Source organism: Bacillus sp. FJAT-49711, assembly GCF_018343715.1.
Classification (GTDB): Bacteria; Bacillota; Bacilli; order Bacillales; family Bacillaceae_C; genus Lederbergia.
The window spans coordinates 373711-397274 of sequence record NZ_JAGYPL010000003.1; the positions used below are offsets into that span (position 1 = coordinate 373711).

A 23564-nucleotide genomic window follows, 5' to 3' on the forward strand; every position below is an offset into this window, starting at 1 on the left:
TGAAGCAAGAGGTCTATCCATGCTATTTACTAGCAAGAGTAATATTAATCGTTTTTAATTTTCCATCCCTGTAAACTTCCAACGACACTTTATCTCCTACTTTTAGCTCTGTGTATAAATATCTGCGTAATTCACCTGAATTTTTCACTTTATTTTTATTAACTGAAACTATAACATCCTTTACCTCTAGCCCTGCTTTTTCTGCAGCAGAATTCTGCTCAACCGCTGCAACCATCACACCATCTTCGACATTTAATGGAACAGCCCGCAAATATTGCTGTGGAACTTGATCTAAGTCTGCTAAGCTTACTCCCATGTATGGACGCTCAATTTTACCAGTTTTTATTATTTCATTAATTATTGGAACCGCATCATTAATTGGTATAGCGAACCCGAGTCCTTCCACTCCACTTTCGGAGATTTTCAAGCTATTAATCCCAACGAGTTCACCATCAGAATTGATTAACGCCCCGCCACTGTTTCCAGGGTTAATGGCTGCATCCGTCTGGATTGCATTTAAATCCCACTCACCCGCTGAGGTAGTTACGCTCACTGTTCGATTAACAGCACTAACAATCCCTTGAGTCACAGTACGTGAAAAATCAAGGCCTAGCGGATTTCCAATCGCAACCACTTGATCACCAGCACGCAATGCATCAGAATTACCAAACTTTAATACGGTATCTGCATATTTTCCATCCACTTTTAAAACAGCTAGGTCGGTTAATGCATCTGCTCCAACGAGTTCCGCTGTAGTCTTTTCTCCATCATAAAAAGAAACTTCAACTTTTTCAGCCCCATCGATTACATGGTTATTCGTCACGATGTACGCATCATTGCCCTCTTTTTTAAAGATAACCCCGGAGCCAGATCCCGCTTCAACACTTTCCTCGATCGGAGAAAGTTGACTTCTTTTATTTTGAAAATTAACAACTCCCACAATGGCTTTCGAAGTACCTTCCACCATATCAGCAAGTGATTTCGTACTAGCCGATACTTTCTGAACTGAATATGGATCATCGTTTGCCGTTTGCACAGTAGATGTTGGAATATCCTTTTCACTTTCCGTATTCGCGTCTTGCAATATTGGAGTATACGTTACAACGGTCAGTGTTAAAACTGAGCCAATTATACCAGCACCTACTGTTGAAAAAAATCTTTTTAATCCTGTTTTTTTAGGACTACGATAAGGCTTTGCTCTTTCTGTTGTATTTGAAACTTCTTGATTTGAATCATTCATTTCTGTCATCGTTTCTTCCTCCTAACGATTGATTGCTTATTTTCATCTTAGCTAGGAGTTATTAACAAATTATGAACGATTGTTTACTAGAAGATAAATAATCATGAACGAAGTGCTACTTTATAAAAGGGAATTTTTAATAAAGCATACATACTATATCCAATCAAAACGCCGATCACATTTAAAATCACATCGTCAATATCGGTGCTGCGTCCAATAAATAATTGAATTAATTCGATAAAACAAGTGATACCTAACCCTAGAAATAGTATTTTCGAAAAGGAGCGCATCCTGCTCCAAAGGATAGGCACAAATATTCCAATCGGCGAAAATACAAGCATGTTTCCAACAATATTCACAAGTGATAAGCCGCCCCAATTATCCACATTTACATTCGTTGTAAAAAAGTATTGACTGATTGTATGAAAGGGTATCAGATTAACGTGTGCAATCCCATTGTATAAATAAACATCAAAATAAAGTTTTCCGGTATCAGCCATCATTCCAGCATCCCATCTTGGAATGATCGTTTGCGAAGCAAGGCCAACTATGTATAAAACGAATAAAGCTAACATCGATTCACGCATCAATTCTACTCGTTTTTTCTTCCTTTTTAAAAAAACCACTCTGGCAATCAAATAAAATGGCAATGCCACGATCATATATCCAATCATATTTATTACGTACATTTTTATTAGACCCATATCTTATCCACCCTGTTCTTCGAATAAATCCTTCCTCTGCCACTTTCCAAACCGATAATATCCAAAGGCAAAGAAACTGCTAATGAAAAAGCTGACTCCCATTCCAAGTGCAATTCCTCTTTCTCCGAAAATGTCGGAAAACAAGTAGGTTAATGGATAACGCAGCAGCCAGAAGGATATTATGTTCAACACAAGTACTTGAACTGCTGCTCCCGATGCACGTACGACCCCATTCCAAACAAAATTGAATCCTAAAAATGGAAAGAAAAAGGCAACTAGTTTAATATAGTCGGTCCCAAACTTTACAGCTTCGGCTTCTGAAATAAATAATCGAATTCCCATATTAGCTAAAAAGAAAATGGCCGTAGAAGCAATAAGCATTGACCCTAAATTTAGTAAAGTCGCATATAGCGTAATCTTATGCACGCGATCCCATTTACCTGCTGCAATGTTTTGGCCAGCCATACTATTTACTGCGGTTCCTAGTGCAGAAGCTGGAAGCATGATGATGCTTTCAAGGCGTTGCGCAGCTCCAAATCCAGCTACCGTGTCACTGCCAAAACCTGTAACGACACTCATAATGGCAGCAGAACCTGCAGAAATCACCATCATTTGCAATCCGGACGGAATGCCTTGCCCTAATATAAGAGAAACCTCATCTTTCTTAGGAATGGACGGCAATGAAAACGGGATTAATTTATGATGTAAACTTATAAACAAACCATACATAAAGGCAAAACCTTGAGCAATAATCGTTGCATAGGCTGCTCCTTGAATCCCCCAATCAAACACGTAAATAAATAATGGGTCCAAGACAGCATTTAGAATGACTGCTATCATGACAAATCTTAATGGGGTTTTACTATTACCAAGTGCACGAAATACCGTCGCGATAAAATTATAGCCAAATAAAAAGAGTATCCCTAAAAAGTTGATTTTTAAATAACTCGACGCATCCGCCATCATGGCATCAGGAGTTCCAAGGATTTTTAAAATATTTTCCGTAAAAACAAATCCGATCACTCCAAGAATAATCGCCATCGTCCCAAGAATGACCGTAAAGGCATTCACATAGCTCCTTAATCCCTTAGGGTCATCCTTCCCTTTTAATTGTGACAATATCGTCAATGTAGCATTATTAATTCCGATAATAAAAGATAATACCGTAAAAATAACAGTACTCGATACCGCAACAGCTCCAAGTGCATCAGCACCTAGTAAATTACCAACCCATAAGCTATCTATAAATTGATAGGAGATTTGCAGAAGATTAGTTACCATAATTGGAGCCGAAAACGTAATGAGCTGCCTCCATATACTCCCAGTAGTAAAATTGTGTTGTTTCAATCAAAACAGCTCCTTTACGAGCATATTTAAAATCCGGAGAGACGTTTCATCTCATCCGGATTTTATTATCGTTTGGGAATTTATCAATTGGACATTTTGTGGATAACTTTCTAGGAAATAGTTTCCGTACCACTACAGCCACTAGCAAACTTTCAGTTTTGTCCTACGATAATACAACTCCAGCTCACCTTGTTTCCTTTATCTCGTTAGGATCTCTGAAAAGTTTGTATGACGTTGAACAGGCCCTTGCGCTTTTGTTTATCATATCATTAATGAGTACCACTTACATCTAAAGTGAGATTCTTGGCGCTCGCTTCATTAAAATTAGACTGCTGTATTTTTTCTTGCAGCTTTTCGTAAAAAAGATCTTCATTTATTGGCATGTCGACCCAGTCATCCGTCCAGCTTGATAAATAAACAGCATTTGAGATTGCCAGACTCTTAATGCCTTCAGCACCCGGGGCAAGTAGCTCCGCACCATTTAAAACGGCATCCACCCAGTTATTCATAATACCTAAATGATCTGTCGCCTTACCATGAATAGGAATATCAATTTCCCAGCATTCCGGTTCGCCAAATCCGCCTTTATATGTGCGATTGAATTCACGTTCTGACTGTCTTAATCGTGAAAAGGTCAGTTTATTATCTTCTACAACGAGTTTTCCACGGTCGCCTGCAATTTCAAATCGATTTGTGCCTGGCGCCTCCCCAGTTGAAGTGATAAATACTCCGGTAGCTCCATTTTCATATTCCACATAAGCTGTAACATCGTCTTCCACTTCAATATCATGATATTTGCCAAAACCGCTAAATGCGCGAACACGCTTCGGCATCAAGCCTGTTGTCCACTGCCAAAGATCAAGCTGATGGGGGGACTGGTTAATCATAACCCCGCCGCCTTCACCTGCCCATGTAGCGCGCCAGCCGCCAGAGTCATAATAGCTTTGCGAGCGGTACCAATTTGTAATAATCCAATTTGTTCGCTTAATTTCACCAAGCTCGCCGGAAGATATTAGCTCTCTTACTTTCTGATAAAGCGGATTTGTTCGTTGGTTAAACATCATACTAAACACTTTTCCACTTTTTTCAGCAGCTTCATTCATTTGCCTTACATTTTTAGTGTAAACCCCTGCTGGTTTTTCAGACAAAACATGTAAGCCACTTTCAAAGGCCTTAATGGCAAGTAGAGGGTGATCATAATGTGGCGTCGCAATAATGACACCATCAATATCAGCATTTGAAAGAAAATCGTCGTAGGAAGTGAACCGCTGCACCTGATCTCCAAACATATCCTCTGCCCACTGAAGTCGATCCGGCCTCTCATCACAAATCGCTGCTAAGATGGCCCCTTTAACATGCCCGTCAAAAATATTTTTTGCATGACTTGACCCCATATTTCCCATTCCGATGATTCCAATTTTCATTTGGTTCATAAACACACCTCCACTTATACTCTCTCTTTTAATTTCATTAAATTCTCTAGACTAATTTTCAGGCTATCCATTGGATTCCCTGGGCAAACATCTTGTTCTACTGCGTACCATTCGACGCCAGATTTTTCACCCCATTGTAAAATTGGAACGAAATCAATTTGTCCGGTTCCGACTTCCGCAAACACTTCTTTATCATCATTCGTCATATCTTTTAAATGAATGATTGGCATTCTATTAGTGTATGGTTGGATAAAGGATAACGGGTCACGTCCACCCTTTTTCACCCAGTACACATCCACTTCAGCTAAAATCAGATTATCATTTGCAGGCTCCAATATGTATTCAAGAGCAGATACTCCATTAATTTCCGTATCAAATTCAAAAGCGTGATTATGATAGCTGATTCGATATCCAGGAACTTTTCTCGCAATGGCATTTAGGCTTTCTTTTACTCTCGTATAACCTTCTTGATTCCAATATTCTTGTGGAAGATAAGGGCAAACAATATCTTTTGTACCATAAAGATCCGCCTCATTAACAACATTGTCTAAATCATTCTCAAGTCGATCAAGTGAAATATGCATTCCTGCCGTTCCTAAACCGGTCTCTTTTAGTATGGCTGCAATTTCATGCGGATCATGACCTTCTGGAAGCGCGGAAATCTGGACTCCCGCCCACCCCATTTGTTTTAATTCCTGAAATACGGGTTTGATTCCTTTTGCTAACTCCTCACGTACCGTAAATAGTTGTGCAGCAAATTTTTGTTCCATTTAAACCTCTCCCTCCGTATAAGTAAAATATTAATTGCATTTCGCTGTTTAGTTTCAGCACCAATCGACTAGCAAACTTCGTGTGGCGCGCACATCGATGAGCAAGCAGCTCCCGCTTTTATATCAAAAAAGAGGCGTTCCAAAGATAGGCGGGAAATACCATCTCCTACCATTATTCTATACATGGTGTGGAGAGGACCAACCAAAGCACTTTGGAACATCCTCCAATTTTTAAGCTAAAATCTCTTCGATTCTATCAATTACATCACTTGATAATTGCAAGCTTGCCCCTTTTACATTTGCTTCCATTTGCTCAGGACGACTTGCACCAACTAATGCACTCGCTACATTTGGTTGACGCAAAATCCATGCAATGGCAAGAGCTGGTAAAGTTGTATCTAGCTCTTTCGCCAATGTATCTAATTCAGACACTTTCCTTTGAACATCTTCGTTTAAGAAGCCTTTTACAAACATATTAATATCATCATTTGCAGCACGGCTATTTTCCGGAATATTGCCGCTTAAGTATTTTCCTGTTAACACGCCTTGTGCCAATGGTGAGAATACAACTTGGGAAATCCCGTATTTACTAGAGACAGGAATAACTTCATCTTCAATATAACGATGCAGCATATTGTATTGAGGTTGGTTTACTACGATTCTATCTAACAAGTATTTATCTGCAATTCCAACTGCTTCTTCAATTTGTGCAGCGGTCCATTCACTGACACCAGCATAAAGAATCTTGCCTTGGCGAATTAAATCATCGATGACACGCAATGTTTCATCTACTGGAGTTTCAGGATCATAGCGGTGGCAATAAAAAATATCAACGTATTCCAATTCCATACGCTTTAAGCTATTATGCAGCTGCTCAAATACATGCTTTCGAGATAGCCCTCTATCATTCGGCCCATCACCCATTGGCCAAAAAGCTTTTGTCGTGATCACATATGATTCTCGAGGAAATTCTTTCAATGCTTTCGCCATAACGATTTCGCCTTGCCCACGTTCGTAAACGTTTGCAGAATCAAAAAAGTTAATTCCTAATTCATATGCTTTATGTATAGTCTTTTCCGCAGTATTATCTTCTACTGACTTACCATATGTCAGCCAGCTGCCTAAGCTTATTTCACTTACCTTCAAACCCGATCTCCCTAGTCGACGATAATTCATCTAGACATCTCCCTTTCATCGTAAAAATGGTTCACATTTTTCCAGTGATTCACACTTTTATAATCATGTATTTAGTAGTATGTGTCAAGCGTTCTGTATCGATATCTGTACAACGGATTATGTCACAATAGATAGGACTATTTTAAGAATTAATTGAAGTAGTAAATTAAGTTATATCTGTAACAACAGTTAAGTAATCTTGTTCAAGATACCAGTTTCTCAACAATCATTTTGAATAGTTTTAAATCTTCCTTGAAGTCTTCTGGCGTCGTTTTTGGCGTTTTCCCCTCGGTTACTACATCATAGAAATATTCTAATTCTGCTACATAAGCATCTTTAAATGTAGGACGTAATTCCCTCTCCTCAAATGCTTCTCCTATGGTTTCCTTTATTAGTAGAGTAGTAGGTAATTGACGAATATAAGGAGTATTGTATTGAATTTTAACTTGCTTCGTATCAGAGAATACTTCTAAATGTGCATCGAATCTTCTTTGTTGATCCACACCTGTCTCAAACGCAGTATAAAAGCCATCATGTTCGAATATTGCATTTATATATCCACCGTCATTCCATTGGACAGCAGATACAACTTGTTTAGGGAAACCAATCAATTCCCTCATAGCGGATAAATCATGACTGCTTAAACCGCATAGCAATCTATAAGCATTCTTAATATCATCCGAAGCATCACCAATTGCTTCTTGTACCATACTTGCTGCCCTTTTCCAGCGTTCCTCCATCGCCGATTGTGGGATATCATTAAATCGATGGACATTATGGGTTTGCTCAATAAATTTATTATTTGGTCCAATAATATCTCTTACTTTCGCATATTTAATCTTGTTCATCATTTTAACTTCTTTGACACCTTCTATAAAGGCTGGAGCAAAACGTCGCATGTAGCCTACCATTACTTGAACACCATTTTTATCCCTTGCTTCGATAATCTTGTCAGCATCCTCCATCGTTAAGCACATTGGCTTTTCTACTAAAATATGTTTCTTATTTTCTGCAGCGGCCACAACGCAATCAGTGTGATACTCGTCGCTATTAAGGACAAATACGACATCAAGATCTTCTTGCTTTGTTAGTTCCACTGCATCTGTATAAAGATTTGCTACACGGAATTGTTCGCCTAACTTTTTTAATAATTTTACTGAGATATCGCATAAAGCACTGATTTCATATTTACTTGATAGCTGTTGCAGTATTGGCAAGTGAACGGTTTGGGCTACTTCTCCCAATCCAATTATCCCAACTTTTAATTTTGTCATTTTAAATCCTCGCTTCCTCAATTTCCGTTAAGTATAGTACATTGTTCTTTTCAATTTTAATTTAATATGAAGTGCTTCTAGGCTGATAAAATAGATTTGGCATTTCTACATCACTAGGATGATTTCTTTCCTCTCCGCCTTTAATTTTTGAGTAATTTGCCAAGTAAAATCTGATTAAATTTTTCACTTTCTACATCTAAACAAATATCTACATTACCATTCGGATCTAGAACTGAAATTGTTTGACCGGTGACAGGACGATGATCATATTCGATAATCACCTTTGCTTTTTCTGTTTTTACTAGCGTTGGATCTAGTAATAGCGAGATAGCTAATGGATCATGCATTGCGGAATGATCCATATTAATAAATTCAAACCACTTTTCTATAAGCTTCGACAAAGCGATATTCAAAGGATCTCCAGATTCCTTTAACATATTTTTGTCATCGTTATTAATTAGCACCTTCATTGTCACATCTAAACCGACCATCGTAATTGGTGCCCCACTTCCAAATACAACTGATGCTGCTTCGGGATCACATTTAATATTATGTTCTATGTACGGCAGTGAAAGAGCATTATTTCCTAATCTCGTTACGCCCGCCATCATGATGATTTTTTTAACCTTTTTTGCAACCTGAGGTTCTCTAATAATAGCTGCAGCGATATTCGTAAGAGGTCCTATAGGAACTAATGTAATTTCCTCCGGATTTTCCATGACTGCTTTAATAATAAAATCAACGGCATGCATGTCTTCTATCTTATATTCCTTTTGTGGATCTAGGACTCCTTCACCTTCATGCCCTGCCCACCAAACTTCTCGATTTTGGAGAATCGTTTGTTCAAGTCCTTTATACACTTTCACATCGGATCTATTACCTAAGTTTAGTAATTCCGCAGCCAATTGCGCACGAACTTCAACATCTCCATACACCGTCGTTACACCCTCAATCATTAGCTCCCGAGAACGCATTGCTAACGCCAGCGCCATTGCATCATCCACATCTGAACCAATATCCGTGTCAATAATAATTCTTTCCATTCTAGCACCTTCTCCTCCAATAAAAATAGCGGAACCTAATGCAAGCGATTTCACACGTTTCAAAAAAATATATATAAAAAATGATTGTAACTGCCTTCATTTTCAAGATTACTTTAAGGCTATTAAGCTGTCAATCATAGGAAATCTGAATGATTGACTGCTCCAAAAGCCTCTTTCAACAGCATACAAAACAATCCGCAGACAGAAAGTCCCACGGATTGTTTTTATCATTATTACTTATTGAATTGCGGTAAATAATCTTTGTTAGCTTCTAAAATTTCGTCTAATAACGTTTTTGCAAGTGCCGCGGAAGCTACTAGTGGGTGAATTGTCAATGCTTGAAGAGCTTTTTCATAATCACCGTGCACTCCAGCTTCAACTGTTAATTCTTCATAAGCTTTAACTACTTGCAGCAACCCTCTAATTTGTGGTGTCATTTCAGCTTGCAATTGAATTGGATGTGCACCTTGAGAGTCGATTACACAGTTAATTTCTATAGAAACATCATCTGGCAAGCAGGCGATGGCCCCATTGTTACGGACGTTAACTGTTTGAATATCACCTTTGTTTAAATAAATAGAACTCATAAGATTCAGTGCAGCTTCTGAATAGTAGGCTCCACCGCGTTCTTGTAATTGTGGCGGTTTAATAGCAAGCTCAGGATCTTTGTAAAGTTCGAACAATTCAGCTTCGACTCTTTTTACGACATCTGCGCGTGTACCGTTCTTTTCTAGTGATTCTAATTGCTCTTTTAGCATTTCATCTTTCATATAATAGTAGCGATGGTAGCCACATGGCAATGCTCCTAAAGATTGAAGGAATTCTTTATCCCAGCCAAAGTCAGGAATATTCTTCATTGTTACGCCTTTAGCCTCTGACACTTTTGATAGAACTTCATTTGTGATATCATTGCCATCCACTACAATTCTAGTAGTCCAGTTAAGATGATTAATACCCATCATTTCAATATATACTTTGTCGAGCTCAACATCACATAATCTAGCAATTTGCATTCTTGTTCCGATTGGTAGGTTACATAGACCAATTGATTTTACATTTGTATATTTAATGACAGCTTCTGTGACAATACCCGCTGGATTAGTAAAGTTAAATAGATATGCATTTGGAGCTAGTTCTTCAATATCTTTACAAATATCAAGAATGACTGGAATTGTACGAATCGCTTTAGCAAATCCGCCTGCACCTGTTGTTTCTTGACCGATCACATTATGTTTAAGTGGGATATGCTCATCGCGCTTACGTGCATCAAGCAAACCGACGCGAAGCTGAGTTGTAACAAAATCTGCATCCTTAATCGCTTCTCTACGATCAAGAGTTAATTTTACATCGATTGGAACTCCTGCTTTTTCAACCATTCTTTTAGCAAGTGCGCCGACAATCTCTAGTTTGTGTCTACCTTCTTCAATGTCTACTAAATAAAGTTCTCTGATAGGCATTTCATCGTATCTTTTAATAAAACCTTCCACAATTTCCGGTGTGTAGGAGGAGCCTCCTCCAATAACTGCAACTTTTAATCCCTTTTTCATACTTCATAGCCTCCATACGAATTAAATTTTTCATATATATCATCCGTTGCGGTGATACCTAAATGATCCATCCCTAGTAATACTGCTCCATAAACCGGTTCCATTTCCGGAATGACTAATTCAATTTGTTTAAGATGATCCGCTTCTATCGTTTTTCTTAGCGCTTCAAGCAAGTATTTATTTTGCCCTTTTTGAACTATGCTTCCCGTCAATACAATTGGAATCGGTTGATCAAGGTCTCCAAGATTTTTAATGACAGCACTTGCCGCCAATCCTAATTCATTGCCCATCTTTTCCATTAGACTAATTGCTAATTTATCGCCTTTATCTGCCGCCTCATGAAGAATAAGAGCAAGATTATTGGGTGCATGATAAATATCGTGGTCTAGAAAATGGTTAAATAATTCTTCCATATCTTTATGGCCGAAAAACTTTGGTACCATTTCCGTCAATACAGAGGGTTGTTCTCGTTGTTCCCATGAACGTACCGCAGCACGGAATGTCTCTTGAGCCATGGCACCTCCGCCTGCAAAATCACCAAAGAAGTAGCCGAATCCACCCACTTGCACTTGCTTCCCATCCCTGTTTCTACCAGCTGCATTTGTCCCTGTTCCACATACTAATACGACACCGGTATAGTTTTTAGAACCAATCCTTAAACCTTCCATTGTGTCACAAACAAGGTCCCATTTCTCAAATGGAATTCTTTTCAAGCCGGAATCCAGTATAGCGATATCCTTTGGTCGATCAGCACCTGCAAGGCCATATTGAACAAAATCAATATCCTTATAGTCAAGTTCTGCGGATTTCAACGCGGCTTCAATCGACGCTGTAATGTTTTCAACTGCTTTATCAATTCCGACAGTTTGATAGTTTCCACCGCCTCCGCCAGAAACTCCTTTTCCGAGCAGATTCCCATTCTCATCAGAAATAACGGTAAATGTTTTACTTCCTCCACCGTCAACACCCATAATAATTGACATTCTCATCCCCCTTCTCTACATTTTTTGAGAGCGTTTTCTATAATTTGAATAACACACATCACCGATAGACGAATCATGTTGATTTAAAAAATCCACTTAAAATATTGTTACTATCTTTAATTTACACTTGTTATAACAAATAGTCAATATGAAACTTATTGCATTCTATCTATATCTTTTACAAAAATAAATGCTTATAATAGATTTTAATCCGAATAATATACGATTTATTTAGTTGTTATGACCATTTTTGAAGAAAATTGGGGGAGTGCATATGGATTCTGTCAAAGAACAAGCGGCTTTATATAATATTGTAAAAAATAAGATTCTTGATCAAATTAAAGCAGGCAAATATGAAGTTGGTGATAAACTTCCGACTGAAATGGAATTATGCGAGGAATATAGCGTCAGCCGCACCACTGTTAGAATCGCCTTGCAACAACTTGCTCTGGAAGGAAGAATTCATAGAATTCAAGGAAAAGGTACTTTTGTATCTAAGCCTAAGATTCAGACATCTTTAACAACTACCGAAAAGGGATTCGCCAGTCAATTAATTGAACAAGGTTATCAACCAAAAACGAGCATTCTGGATCTTAGAGTGATTCCTGCTGATCAAACACTAGCTGTAAATTTACAAATTAATGAGAATGATCCTGTTACGAGGTTAACTCGGATTCGTTATGCGAATGACGAACCACTATTCTATTCTATTTCATATATACCATGGCAATTTGCTCCAGGACTAGTCAATGATGAAGAAGGATGTAAAAGCTCATTGTTCCAACTTTTACAAGAAAAATATAAAGTAGAAATTCATAAAACAATCGAAACGATTGAACCCATACTTGCAAATGAGACAGTAAGTGAATATTTAGGAATCCCAGAAGGGTCACCCGTTTTTTCCTTAGAAACACTTACTTACAATGACGATATGAAACCAATTGAGTTTTCAGATTCCGTATTTAGGGGCGATCGATCAAAATTTACAATTGAAAGGTTTTATACTACTTCGACTATATAATATTATTGTAATTTATGAGTTGTAAAATTTTATCTGAAAGCGTTGTCAATTACTAGAGTCTTTTCCTTTAATGGGAAAGGCTCTTTTGTCTTTTGCGATTATCTTGTCGAAAATAGGGTAAAGAAAAATGTCTAACGACTAAATCATAAAGGTCGAAAAACATAGGAGGGGTCCATTATTTTTAGGAAAAAGATTGTACTTTTTATTGTTTTTATTTGTCTATTAGTTCCTCTTGCAGCATGCGGCAACAGCGGGGGAGGGAAAAAGTATACAGTCGCAACAGATTCAAATTTCAAACCTTTCGAATATTTAAATCCTAAAACCGGTGAGCTAGAAGGATTTGATATTGATTTATTAAAGGAAATTGCGAAGAGAGCTAAGTTTGAAGTCGACTTTGAAACAATGGATTTTGATGGTGTGCTCGCCGGTATGCAGTCAGGGCGTTATCCAATTGGAATTGCGGGCATGTCTATAACAGAAAAACGAAAAGAATCAATTGACTTTTCAATTCCATATTATGACTCTGGAATGATTATGATGGTACCAGAAAACAGCGATATTCAGTCAATTGATGATGTCGATGGGAAGAAAATTGGTTCTCGTCAAGGATCGACAAGTCAAACGTATTTAAAGGAAAATACAAAAGCAAAAGTAGAGGCCTTTCCAGAAATCGTTACTGCCTATCTTGATGTAAAGGAAGGTAGACTGGATGGAGCATTATATGATTTACCGAATGTAAAATACTATATTGCTCAAGAAGGAGAAGGCAAGTTAAAAACGGTAGGTGAAGTATTGCAAGGGGAATCGTATGGAATCGCCTTTACGAAAGGATCAGAAATCGTTGACGATGCAAACAAAGCGTTGCAAAGCATGATCGATGACGGCACATATGCGAAAATCTTTGAAAAATACTTCGGCGAGCCTCCAGCAGAGAAATGGTTAGGAAAAGAGAAATAGGATACTTCATCTTTAGCCAAGGGAGAGATTTATTGAATGTTAGATGCTTTTATTGATAGTCATTATATACAAAGTCTACCCTTCCTACTAAAGGGTTTAGTTTGGACAATCTTTATTACGGTAGTTGGTCTTATTCTAGGATTTATCCTAGGCGCCCTAGTTGGTTTAGGAAGGCTCTCAAGTAAAAAATACATCCGGATCTTATGTACAGTGTATGTTGAAGTCATCCGTGGAACTCCTATTCTCGTACAAGTTTTATTCATTTATTTAGGGTTAACCGAGCAAGTGATCGGGGTTAATATTGATAAGGTTACTGCCTCTATCATTGCTATTTCAATTAATGCAGGTGCATATATAGCTGAAATTGTTCGCGGCGCAGTCGATTCGATCGATAAAGGTCAACACGAAGCCGGAAGATCCATCGGCCTCTCCAAGAAACAAACGATGCGCTATATCATTTGGCCCCAAGCTTTTAAACGCATGATTCCCCCATTAGGAAATCAATTTATCATTAGTTTAAAAGATACATCCCTTTTTTCGGTTATTGCGGTCGGTGAACTTTTATATATGGGTAAGCAATATTACAACGTAACTTATACACCCTTTCAAACATTAACTATGGTGTGCGTTCTTTATTTACTTATTACAATACCAACTTCATATTTTTTAAGAAGACTAGAAAGGAAGATGGATGTCTAGTATGATCACTGTAAACAATTTGCATAAGTACTTTGATGAGCTGGAAGTGTTAAAAGGAATCAATGCAGACATTGACGAAAATGAAGTGGTATGTGTCATCGGTCCATCTGGTTCTGGTAAGAGTACCTTTCTTCGCTGCTTGAATTTGCTTGAGGATATAACTTCTGGTGATGTGATTATTGATGGTGAGAATCTTACCGGAGAAAAAGTAGACATTAATCGTTTACGCTCTCAAGTCGGGATGGTATTCCAGCATTTTAATCTTTTTCCACATATGACGGTACTGGAAAATATCACATTAGGACCTATGAAAGTTAAGGGGATTTCTAGCGAAGAAGCGAAACGAGAAGCCTTTCCACTATTGGAGAAGGTTGGATTAGCCGATAAAGCAGATGACTTTCCTGATAGTCTATCTGGGGGACAAAAACAACGAGTGGCGATCGCCAGAGCACTCGCGATGAATCCTAAAGTGATGCTGTTTGACGAACCGACATCCGCGTTAGATCCAGAGCTTGTCGGCGATGTCCTCCAAGTCATGAAAGACTTAGCCAAAGAAGGCATGACCATGGTCGTCGTCACCCATGAGATGGGATTCGCTCGAGAAGTCGGCGACCGAGTAATCTTTATGGACGAAGGAATCGTAATGGAAGAAGGCGATCCCGATCAAATTTTTGATCGACCTGAAAATCCGAGAACACAGGAATTTTTGAGTAAGATTTTGTAGCACAAAATAAAAACCATGAAGAAACAACCGCCTTTTTAGAGAAATCTCAAGGCGGTTTTTCTTTTGGAAGTATTCTTTGCTGTAAATAGCTAGCTGTCTAATCGAGAACTGGAAATTACTGCGTAATGCGGTCCTATTAGATGCCTTTTGTGATTCTAACAGATGTTTTTGTGTTTCTATTAGACGTTATGCCCAATCTATTAGCTGTCTTTCGTATCTATTAGCCGTTACGCTCGGGCTATTAGCCGTCTTTCGTTTCTATTAGCCGTTACGCTCGGGCTATTAGCTGTCATTCGTTTCTATTAGCCGTTATGCTCGGGCTATTAGCCGTCTTTCGTTTCTATTAGCCGTTACGCTCGGGCTATTAGCCGTCTTTCGTTTCTATTAGCCGTTATGCTCGGGCTATTAGCCGTCTTTCGTTTCTATTAGCCGTTATGCTCGGGCTATTAGCCGTCTTTCGTTTCTATTAGCCGTTACGCTCGGGCTATTAGCCGTCTTTCGTTTCTATTAGCCGTTACGCTCGGGCTATTAGCCGTCATTCGTTTCTATTAGCCGTTATGCTCGGGCTATTAGCCGTCATTCGTTTCTATTAGCCGTTATGCTCGGGCTATTAGCCGTCATCAATTTCTATTAGCTGTTACACTTGGAATGTTAGCCTCCTATTAGTTTTACACATGATTCTGATTATTTATAAATCACATATCTGATAGCTTTCGAAGTTGTTCTACACTTAATTCATATTCCCGATGTCTAAGCTCACCTTTATATGGGAGATTGAGTGATTTTAATATTTTTGAAGCCATATGAACTGACGTTACTCCTGCAAACTCCCTGAACTTGCTGTTAGAAATTCTGGAATCTAAAAGTAGCGTATAATCAAATAATGTTTTGAATAATGCTTTTATATCCGTTTTTTTACAGATAATACATCTCCAATTTCTTTGGATTCTTTTAACTGACAATCGTTTACAATCCAAGCAATACATTCCTGGCAACAGCTCATCTTCCATTATTCCAAACTTCGCCATTACATCCGGCCATGCGGGAGTGTGCAGTTTTAACAGCAAACGTGTAATTTTCTGCATATCTTTTTTATCCAGTACGGGATTACGGGATTTATTAGTAATTAGATCTAGTTTCGATCGAATAGCAGGTGGGCGTATGACCTTTTGGGAAACGGCGAGATAATTCGGATTCGGTTTAATAATGGATTTTGAGTTGGTAATGACAACAAATGAGGCATTCGGTAATCGAGGGATAGCGTGTTTTTCCAACATAACTGCTAAGAAATATTGTTGATTTTCGGCTTGGAGAATTGGATTGGGGAATATATCTACTTTATCGTCTAATCTACGTTCTAACTGATTGGGATCGAAAAATAACTCGCCTAGAATGTTTTTCCCTTCCAAAATCGCGAAAAACCTAGTGCTTATTATCAAGGTATCGATTTGAAAGAACTTTTCATTTGAAATCGGTAGGCGTATATCGTGAAAAATAACATACTCTTCACGACCAGGAATACTTTCAACATAATAATCTAGACTTTGCTCTCCACGAAATCCTGCCCAGCGCCTGGACAATTCTTCTTCGATTTCAACTCTTTTAGGATGGTTTTGCGGAAGCCTGATTAAAAGTGCCTCGAGCATAAAAATAATAATAGGAACGGTTCGTATTTTCTTAGCCAATTCATCACCTCAAAAAATGATAATTAATGATATGCTTCTACAAAACTCCTATTTATCCTCTTTTGAAAAAACTAAAAAGGCATCCCAGCCTATGGAATGCCCGTCAGCTATAATCTTACAACCACTTCAGTTCCATCTTTATCTTTCACTTCTACAATGGTTAGCCCACGATATCGTTTTATTTCTCTTAATAATTTCTTGACTTCTTTTCGATCTATAGACGCAGGGATATAAGATTTCGCATTTTCTTCTATGTTTTTCTGAATAACCTTATTATTAACAAATTTCCAAAGCAAAGGTGAAGATGCAATCCAACCCCCTGCATGTAAAAGAGCATATGGTAGAGGGACAGTAAATTCACGTTTATCTTTTAGTTTTACCTTAACTTTTAACATGGCAATCACTCAATGACAACAGAGACTTTTTCGCCTTTTGAGCTATTCACATCGACTATTTGGCCTGATAATTCATTTTCAATTGCTTCTAAAATTAAGTCAACATCAAGTACATCGATATCTTTCACATACTTTGCGGATTCAGGAATCGTTGAAGCAATGCTAAGTCCTGTTTTCAACGCTACCTTAATTAACCGCAATGGCAAATTGACACTTACATTATCGCCTTCTTCAGACGCCACTCGTATTTTCAGCATTTTATCCAAATAATTCGATCCTTTTATTCTAGCTGGAGTTGCGTCTTTTTCCTTTAATGCTTGAATTAATTTTCCAGCCTCTTCTGAATCAAGTTTTCCTTCCTGAACCATTGTTAAAACTCTCGTAATTTCATCTTTCATTTCCATTTCCTCCTTAGTCTCCCTTTATTATTTTTAATGCTTCATCAGGAGTAATCTCTCCTTTTTCAAGCATTGAAATAACTTTTCTTTCATCTACTTCGCTTTTCTTTTCGACGTACCCCATAGCGGCTACAATATCGTTTAATTTACCACGTACAGTTGGATAAGATATTCCTAATTCTTTCTCAACTTCTTTAATGTTACCGCGGCTTTTGAGGAATATTTCAATAAAGTAAAGCTGTTCTTGAGTAAGAGTTGCCAATTTAGATAGTTCAAATTCATTTTCAATCGTTGTATGGCAATGGGTACATTGCAGCTTTGTGATTTTCAATGCTTCTCTGCATACAGGACAATTTGTTATAACGGGATATGCCATAATCTTCTCCTCTCTTAATGTTGTTAATATCATAATACATAAAATTAAAAATGTAAATCATTAAAATTAAAATAATTAATAACGTTATTAAAATAATTAATTTATCGTTAGGATTACATTTAAAAAATCAACTTTTGAATCCTTTTTTGAGAGAAATCCGTACTATTACAAAAGGATGGTGGAATGAATGAATAATCATGAGATTGATTATGAAATCTTTGGTGATGACATGCAGTTTGTACAAGTAGAGCTTGATCCAAGCGAAACTGTAGTTGCTGAAGCGGGTAGTTTAATGATGATGGATGACGGTATTAGAATGGAAACAGTTTTTGGCGATGGATCTAATGAAGGTAATGGATTCATGGGAAAAATAATGGGTGCTGGAAAAAGGCTTCTTACAGGTGAAAGTTTATTTATGACGATGTTCACAAACGATGGGGCAGGTAAAAAAAATGTATCATTCGCCTCGCCTTATCCAGGGAAGATTATTCCTTTGGATTTAAGTGAATATGGTGGTAGAATCATCTGTCAAAAAGATTCGTTTCTTGCTGCTGCTAAAGGTGTTGCTGTCGGAATTGCATTTCAAAAAAAACTTGGTGCGGGCTTTTTCGGTGGTGAAGGATTCATCATGCAGAAACTTGAAGGCGACGGGATGACTTTCGTTCATGCAGGTGGAACAATTCACAAAAAAGTTTTAGGTCCTGGTGAAGTATTAAGAGTAGATACGGGGTGCCTCGTGGCTATGACAGGCGACGTTGACTACAATATTGAGATGGTAAAAGGTGTAAAAACCGCTTTATTTGGTGGCGAAGGACTATTTTTCGCGACCCTTCGCGGACCTGGAACAGTATGGATTCAATCTCTTCCTTTCTCACGACTTGCCAGCCGTGTGTTTGCAGCAATGCCTGCGGGCGGTGGTTCGAAAGATGAAGGAGGAATTGGGGGCTTGTTTAATATTTTAGGTGGAGATCGATAAAATAAAATGGAGCCTCCAATAAAATTGGACAAGCCCCGTTTTTTATTTTATTTTTTGCCAATAACTCCACATACAAGACGATCCCCGGCATTGCCAGCTGGATTCGTTTTATAATCATCCGCTTGGGCGTGGATTACAAGAGCACTTCCGTCTTCATCAATCAACGTATTTTTTTCTCCTTGTTTAAGGGTTACATTTGTAGCAGTAATTTCGACATTCACAGTCCCTTTATCCGTTACTTTTATGTTTGGCAAGTCGCCTGCATGAAACCCTTTCGGATTGTCAAAGCCATGCTCTCTTTGTCCGGGATTGTAATGCGCCCCTGCTGATTTAAAATCTGGAGCTTCACATTTTCCTGTTTCGTGAATATGGATCGCTTTTGTCCCTGGCTCAAGTCCCTCTGCTTCAAGATGGATTTTTACCCCTTCTGTTGTTTCCGCAAGAGTCGCTGTGCCTACTTTTACTCCTTCACTGTTAACCATATTGGAAGTAATCGGAGTATGACTCGTAACCGGAATAGCCTCTTCCTGTTGATGTGGATTCACTTCTTTGTCAGAGGCACAGGCCGTTAAAGCAATTGTAAAAATCAAAGTTGTCATGAGCATTATTGCTTTTTTCAAAATAAAAACCTCCTGTGTTTTAAATCCTTAGCATGATTGCCAAGAATTTAAATTTTAAACACAGAATTTATTCCGCGTACATCATTTTTCGAGTCATTCCCCCATCTACTACTAAATTAATACCTGTTACAAAATCGTTCAATGGGTTCGTTAAATAAAGGCATGCTCGAGCGATATCTTCTGGCTTCCCTACTCGCTGGGAGAGATGCTGCGTATGATCTATTTCTCTTAAAGCTGTATAATCACCCGTTTCAATCCAACCTGGTGAAATCGCGTTTACGGTAATACGATCTACGGCGAATGACGCTGCAAGGGCATGAGTCAAAGCAACAATCCCACCTTTTGAAGCTGCATATGCTTCCGAATTCGGTTCCGACATTAACGCACGAGTAGAGGCAATATTGACAATTGCTCCACCTACTTCATTATCCTTCATATATTTCGCAGCTTCACGAGCACAAAGGAATGCGCTTCGTAAGTTAGTATTGATGACATCGTCCCATTCTTCGACTGATAAATCGTATGGAGATCGGGTTATACCTTTTCCAGTATTGTTAATTAAAATATCAATTTTACCGAAGTGTTCCACTGTTTTTTTCATAAGCTGCACGATATCATCAGCGTTGCGGACATCCGACTGTTGAAACAAGGCGCACGGTCCTAACTTTTCTGCCAAAGCCTCCCCGCTCTTCATATCAATATCCGCCAAAACCACTTTCGCACCTTGTTCGGCATAAGCTTTTGCAATTCCTTTTCCAATCCCATTTGCAGCACCTGTAATGACAACGACTAGATTTTGCACTACATTCACATCCTAGTATGGTTATTTAGATTCTACATAACGATGGTAAAAATCATCCGTTAATTCACTTGCAAATCCTAATGTAACAAGCGTGTTTCGAATCGATCTTCTCAAAGTCTTCCTATCTAAAAATTGATGCTGTATGTCTTCGAGCCAGTTTTCAGTTGTTTCGATCGTATCAATTACCTTTAATAGATCTTGCCTAGATTCTGCTATCAATTCAACATTATCGTCTGCTAATAATTTTGTAAAAGATTTTCTGTTTTGCTTTAACGTCGTTTCAAGCGCAGCTAATTCTTGCACAGAGATCGACTGCTTTCCTAATTCAACAATAAACGAATTATCAATCGTGTTATAGAAATCCCCCACCGCAAGAGATATTTTATCCACATCTTGTTCCTTAGCAAATTCCTTAGCAACTTTATATTTTTCAAGGAATTCCTTTCCAGAAACATTATCTTGATCGTACGAATAAGACTTATTTATGCTTGCCCAAGAATATGGATAAAACCAATTCGCCAAAAGGTATACAATGATTAAAGCGATTATTGGCATGGCTAACTTTATACTTTTCAAAACGATTTCTCCCTTGTAGGCAAAGAATACTTACCTCTCTTATTCATCTATATAGTTGATCCAAAGATCCTCATCTTCAACAATTTCTAGATCTCTCGGGATTTTTAAAAATACGTACCTAGCCTCTCCGAATGAACCCGCTGAACCTAAATTTTGATCAATTCCACCTGTAAACTGGTTAATCACAAATTCTTTTTTATAAGTTGTGAAACTAATTCCTCTTTGTCTAGATTTGAAACTTAGATTTAAGTTATTATTTTGAATCTCGGCATTCAAAGGCGACATCTCGTCTGTTACATCGAATCCATCTAGGTTACTAGCGGCTATATATTTTAATTCTATTAATCCATCACTTTCAGGCTTTCTATCTACTATAATCGTACCATCGAAATAGCCTTCCACCTGACGTATTTGCAACTCTTTATCACTATAATCAAACTTCCACTCTTCACGAATGAGGGAAGGATCAATATCTTCGATTCTTCCATTAAAAACATCAGAGTCTAATGTATCTAAATTAACCACTTTGGCCTTCGGAAGTTCCTTGATTTCATGAGGGAGCATTTCATACACAAAAACAGATAACACCAAAAGAGCGGCATATGTGAATAAAAAGATTTTTACGAACTTATTATTTTTAAAGATGTATTTAAATCGACTACTTACAAAAAGCCAAGTAAGGAGGACAAGAAGGACAAGAAATGGTCCCAATATTATTAAGTTTGTCATTTCCTAACCTCCATTCTGTTAGATAACGCCGCAGCACCCGCAAAAAGCAAGCCTGAAATGCCGACCACTTTTATGAGGAATAATGAAAAAACGGACTCTCTAAAAATAAAATCAAATACAGCTTTTACCATGCCTTCATTCGTAATTCCTAAGAAAATGAAAGCACCAATAATTAGACAAGGGAGTAACACAATGAAAATTTTGTTTATTTGAACAAGCATACCGAACATATATCCAATTGAGCTGAATAAAAGCATATACAAAACAGCTGCCAAAATCCCAAGAAAAAACTCCTTTGGTGCCCCGATTAGCCCACTATCAATACCGTATTGAACATCGGAGGTGAAATACGTAATGACTCGAAGTAAATATCCAGACAGCATAGCTGAAGTTCCGCCGATAACACTCGTTGATATTAGAAACAAGGCATTAGCAATATTACTGCTTACACGATTTGATACGAATGAAAAGTCATCATATCTTGCCGCTCTAGATGTAATCAATATGGCTGTAAGAAATGCCCATAAAAACGTAAAAATAAGAACTGTTTCCGCAGAATAATACGAAATATGAATGGAATAATGTTCACTAGAAAATCCCATTCCTCCAGAACCACCTAATGAAAATACCAACCCCAATAATTGCATAAAAGCAAGGGAACTAAAACTACCAAAAAAAGCTCTTAATTTAAATTGATATTGCTTTTTTACGACGTCAGATAGACTCAATTCGATTAAAGACATCGTCAATCCCCCCTTTATCCGAGTTCGTCAAATATACACATACATCACTGGATGAAACTGGCTTAAGTTCTATTCCGTCGAGCTTTATACTTTGAATATCACTTTCGGAAAAATCATTACGTACAACTGTAAAAGTACGATTTTGACTTTCTTGCTTGTAAATGATTTCCCTTCCATGCGTCCAACCGGCGACTGCTGATTTTTTCCCCTGAATACCTACTGCATATTCCTTTAATTCCGAGATAGATAAATGAAGATGAGCTTTTCCGTCTTTAATTAAAAGTACATCTTCCAAAAGATCTTCAATTTCATTCAAATGATGGCTTGAAATAATAATCGTACGTGGAAAAGCGATATAATCTTTCAGCAAGGCGCGGTAAAAATCTTTGCGAACCGCCGCATCCATTCCTGTTGTTGGTTCATCAAATATAGTAAGTGCACATCTTGATGCCAGGCCGAAAATCATATTGAACGTACTTTTCATCCCTTTTGAAAGATTGTTATGGAGCTGCTTTGGATTAAGAGAAAAATAGTTAAAAAGCCCCTCCGCAAGTTCCATATTAAAGTTTCCGTAAAAACGGGCGGCTTCATTTAAAATTCTTGCTAGATTCATAGAGGGCGGAAATGTCATTTGATCATCAATATGAATACTATTTGCTGAGACGAGCAAATTATTGAATGGGGTTTCGGAAAAAACTTCAATCTGACCTGAAGTCTCATGAATAAACCCTGAAATAATGTTAAGTAAAGTCGTTTTCCCTGCCCCGTTTCGACCAATCAAGCCTGTAATTTTATTTTCTTGTATCGTAAAGGACATATTATTCAAAACAGTATGCCGACCATACTTTTTCGTTAAATTCACGCATTGTATTACATTCACTTTTCCTCACCCTTTCTTCTACTTGTTTCTTGAATCATTTTAATTAACTCCACGTCAGAAACACTTAAACGCTTTGCTTCTATAACCAATGCTTCAACCAATTCTTTTAACGTTTCATTTTTTCGTTTATCAAGTATTCGTGCTCGTGCACCTTCAGACACAAACATTCCAAGGCCACGTTTTTTATAAAGAATTTGCTCTTCCGCCAAAATATTCAACCCCTTTGCAGCTGTAGCTGGATTAATATTGAACAACTCTGCAAGCTGATATTGTGAGTACATTTTGTCATCAGTATTAAAATTTCCGCTAATAATTTCGTTTTCTAGCCATTCTGATATTTGCACATAAATCGGTTTAGAACTGTCCGAGTTTAATATCACACAGCTACCTCCTCTCTGACATAGTGCATTACTGTTGTAATGTACTATATAATATTATGTTTAAAAATGCAAGATGCAAATTAAAT

General features: G+C 37.8%; 26 protein-coding genes. 5 read left to right on the top strand and 21 right to left on the bottom strand.

What is annotated here, in order from left to right:
- Positions 1–22 precede the first annotated feature (22 nt).
- The 10 genes from KHA96_RS15820 to KHA96_RS15865 form a co-directional block, all read right to left on the bottom strand.
- Positions 23–1249 carry a S1C family serine protease gene (locus KHA96_RS15820; RefSeq protein ID WP_213130279.1) on the bottom strand — a complete coding sequence of 409 codons (1227 nt, stop codon included), beginning with the start codon at positions 1247–1249 and terminating at the stop codon, positions 23–25.
- A gap of 92 nt (positions 1250–1341) precedes the next feature.
- Positions 1342–1944, bottom strand: coding sequence for a VanZ family protein (locus KHA96_RS15825; protein ID WP_213130280.1), 603 nt, complete (start codon positions 1942–1944; stop codon positions 1342–1344).
- A 3-nt stretch (positions 1945–1947) separates the two neighbouring features.
- The gene (locus KHA96_RS15830; RefSeq protein WP_213130281.1) at positions 1948–3291 is read right to left on the bottom strand and encodes an MATE family efflux transporter; all 1344 of its coding nucleotides are present in this window, start codon (positions 3289–3291) and stop codon (positions 1948–1950) included.
- A 269-nt stretch (positions 3292–3560) separates the two neighbouring features.
- Positions 3561–4724: a Gfo/Idh/MocA family protein gene (locus tag KHA96_RS15835; protein WP_213130282.1), complete on the bottom strand. Its 1164-nt coding sequence runs from the start codon at positions 4722–4724 to the stop codon at positions 3561–3563.
- 14 nt (positions 4725–4738) lie between these two features.
- Positions 4739–5494, bottom strand: coding sequence for a sugar phosphate isomerase/epimerase family protein (locus KHA96_RS15840; protein WP_213130283.1), 756 nt, complete (start codon positions 5492–5494; stop codon positions 4739–4741).
- Between the two features lie 231 nt (positions 5495–5725).
- Positions 5726–6670 carry an aldo/keto reductase family protein gene (locus tag KHA96_RS15845; RefSeq protein WP_213130284.1) on the bottom strand — a complete coding sequence of 315 codons (945 nt, stop codon included), beginning with the start codon at positions 6668–6670 and terminating at the stop codon, positions 5726–5728.
- A 203-nt stretch (positions 6671–6873) separates the two neighbouring features.
- Positions 6874–7944 carry a Gfo/Idh/MocA family protein gene (locus KHA96_RS15850; protein WP_213130285.1) on the bottom strand — a complete coding sequence of 357 codons (1071 nt, stop codon included), beginning with the start codon at positions 7942–7944 and terminating at the stop codon, positions 6874–6876.
- Positions 7945–8084: 140 nt separating this feature from the next.
- On the bottom strand, positions 8085–9041 hold the full coding sequence (locus tag KHA96_RS15855; protein WP_349305791.1) for a nucleoside hydrolase: 957 nt from the start codon (positions 9039–9041) through the stop codon (positions 8085–8087).
- 179 nt (positions 9042–9220) lie between these two features.
- A complete protein-coding gene (locus KHA96_RS15860; RefSeq protein WP_213130287.1) occupies positions 9221–10534 on the bottom strand; it encodes a 6-phospho-beta-glucosidase in 1314 nt (437 codons plus the stop codon).
- Positions 10531–11517 carry an N-acetylglucosamine kinase gene (locus KHA96_RS15865; protein WP_213130288.1) on the bottom strand — a complete coding sequence of 329 codons (987 nt, stop codon included), beginning with the start codon at positions 11515–11517 and terminating at the stop codon, positions 10531–10533. Before KHA96_RS15865 ends, KHA96_RS15860 begins: the two co-directional genes overlap by 4 nt.
- A 274-nt stretch (positions 11518–11791) precedes the next feature.
- Between KHA96_RS15865 and KHA96_RS15870 the strand changes: the two genes are divergently transcribed.
- From KHA96_RS15870 to KHA96_RS15885, 4 genes are all read left to right on the top strand, one after another.
- Positions 11792–12538, top strand: a complete 747-nt coding sequence (locus KHA96_RS15870; protein WP_213130289.1) for a GntR family transcriptional regulator — start codon at positions 11792–11794, stop codon at positions 12536–12538.
- A 213-nt stretch (positions 12539–12751) separates the two neighbouring features.
- Positions 12752–13495 (top strand): transporter substrate-binding domain-containing protein, encoded by a 744-nt coding sequence (locus KHA96_RS15875; protein WP_349305793.1) that lies wholly within the window; start codon positions 12752–12754, stop codon positions 13493–13495.
- Between the two features lie 36 nt (positions 13496–13531).
- On the top strand, positions 13532–14194 hold the full coding sequence (locus KHA96_RS15880) for an amino acid ABC transporter permease (protein ID WP_213130290.1): 663 nt from the start codon (positions 13532–13534) through the stop codon (positions 14192–14194).
- A gap of 1 nt (position 14195) precedes the next feature.
- The gene (locus tag KHA96_RS15885) at positions 14196–14918 is read left to right on the top strand and encodes an amino acid ABC transporter ATP-binding protein (RefSeq protein WP_213130646.1); all 723 of its coding nucleotides are present in this window, start codon (positions 14196–14198) and stop codon (positions 14916–14918) included.
- A gap of 695 nt (positions 14919–15613) precedes the next feature.
- On the opposite strand, the gene KHA96_RS15890 is transcribed toward KHA96_RS15885, so the two are convergent.
- The 4 genes from KHA96_RS15890 to KHA96_RS15905 all read right to left on the bottom strand — a co-directional run bounded on the left by KHA96_RS15890 (position 15614) and on the right by KHA96_RS15905 (position 17772).
- On the bottom strand, positions 15614–16603 hold the full coding sequence (locus KHA96_RS15890) for a nuclease-related domain-containing protein (protein WP_213130291.1): 990 nt from the start codon (positions 16601–16603) through the stop codon (positions 15614–15616).
- A 107-nt stretch (positions 16604–16710) separates the two neighbouring features.
- Entirely contained in the window at positions 16711–16998 is a 288-nt protein-coding gene (locus tag KHA96_RS15895; RefSeq protein WP_213130292.1) for a hypothetical protein, read from the bottom strand.
- Between the two features lie 5 nt (positions 16999–17003).
- The gene (locus KHA96_RS15900; protein ID WP_213130293.1) at positions 17004–17396 is read right to left on the bottom strand and encodes an SHOCT-like domain-containing protein; all 393 of its coding nucleotides are present in this window, start codon (positions 17394–17396) and stop codon (positions 17004–17006) included.
- A gap of 13 nt (positions 17397–17409) precedes the next feature.
- Positions 17410–17772 carry a DUF2089 domain-containing protein gene (locus tag KHA96_RS15905; RefSeq protein ID WP_213130294.1) on the bottom strand — a complete coding sequence of 121 codons (363 nt, stop codon included), beginning with the start codon at positions 17770–17772 and terminating at the stop codon, positions 17410–17412.
- A 187-nt stretch (positions 17773–17959) separates the two neighbouring features.
- On the opposite strand from KHA96_RS15905, the gene KHA96_RS15910 reads away from it, so the two are divergent.
- Positions 17960–18748: a TIGR00266 family protein gene (locus KHA96_RS15910; RefSeq protein ID WP_213130295.1), complete on the top strand. Its 789-nt coding sequence runs from the start codon at positions 17960–17962 to the stop codon at positions 18746–18748.
- A gap of 47 nt (positions 18749–18795) precedes the next feature.
- Here the strand turns inward: KHA96_RS15910 and KHA96_RS15915 are convergent, their stop codons facing one another.
- From KHA96_RS15915 to KHA96_RS15945, 7 genes are all read right to left on the bottom strand, one after another.
- Complete coding sequence (locus KHA96_RS15915) at positions 18796–19368, bottom strand: superoxide dismutase family protein (protein ID WP_249315649.1); 573 nt, start codon at positions 19366–19368, stop codon at positions 18796–18798.
- A gap of 67 nt (positions 19369–19435) precedes the next feature.
- Positions 19436–20170, bottom strand: a complete 735-nt coding sequence (locus KHA96_RS15920) for an SDR family NAD(P)-dependent oxidoreductase (RefSeq protein WP_213130296.1) — start codon at positions 20168–20170, stop codon at positions 19436–19438.
- A gap of 21 nt (positions 20171–20191) precedes the next feature.
- The gene (locus tag KHA96_RS15925) at positions 20192–20746 is read right to left on the bottom strand and encodes a hypothetical protein (protein ID WP_213130297.1); all 555 of its coding nucleotides are present in this window, start codon (positions 20744–20746) and stop codon (positions 20192–20194) included.
- A 39-nt stretch (positions 20747–20785) separates the two neighbouring features.
- Positions 20786–21475 (bottom strand): hypothetical protein, encoded by a 690-nt coding sequence (locus KHA96_RS15930; RefSeq protein ID WP_213130298.1) that lies wholly within the window; start codon positions 21473–21475, stop codon positions 20786–20788.
- Positions 21472–22218, bottom strand: coding sequence for a hypothetical protein (locus KHA96_RS15935; RefSeq protein WP_213130299.1), 747 nt, complete (start codon positions 22216–22218; stop codon positions 21472–21474). Before KHA96_RS15935 ends, KHA96_RS15930 begins: the two co-directional genes overlap by 4 nt.
- Positions 22190–23098, bottom strand: coding sequence for an ATP-binding cassette domain-containing protein (locus tag KHA96_RS15940; RefSeq protein WP_213130300.1), 909 nt, complete (start codon positions 23096–23098; stop codon positions 22190–22192). Before KHA96_RS15940 ends, KHA96_RS15935 begins: the two co-directional genes overlap by 29 nt.
- The gene (locus tag KHA96_RS15945; protein WP_213130301.1) at positions 23095–23478 is read right to left on the bottom strand and encodes a GntR family transcriptional regulator; all 384 of its coding nucleotides are present in this window, start codon (positions 23476–23478) and stop codon (positions 23095–23097) included. The genes KHA96_RS15940 and KHA96_RS15945 overlap by 4 nt, the downstream gene beginning before the upstream one ends.
- Between the last annotated feature and the right edge of the window lie 86 nt (positions 23479–23564).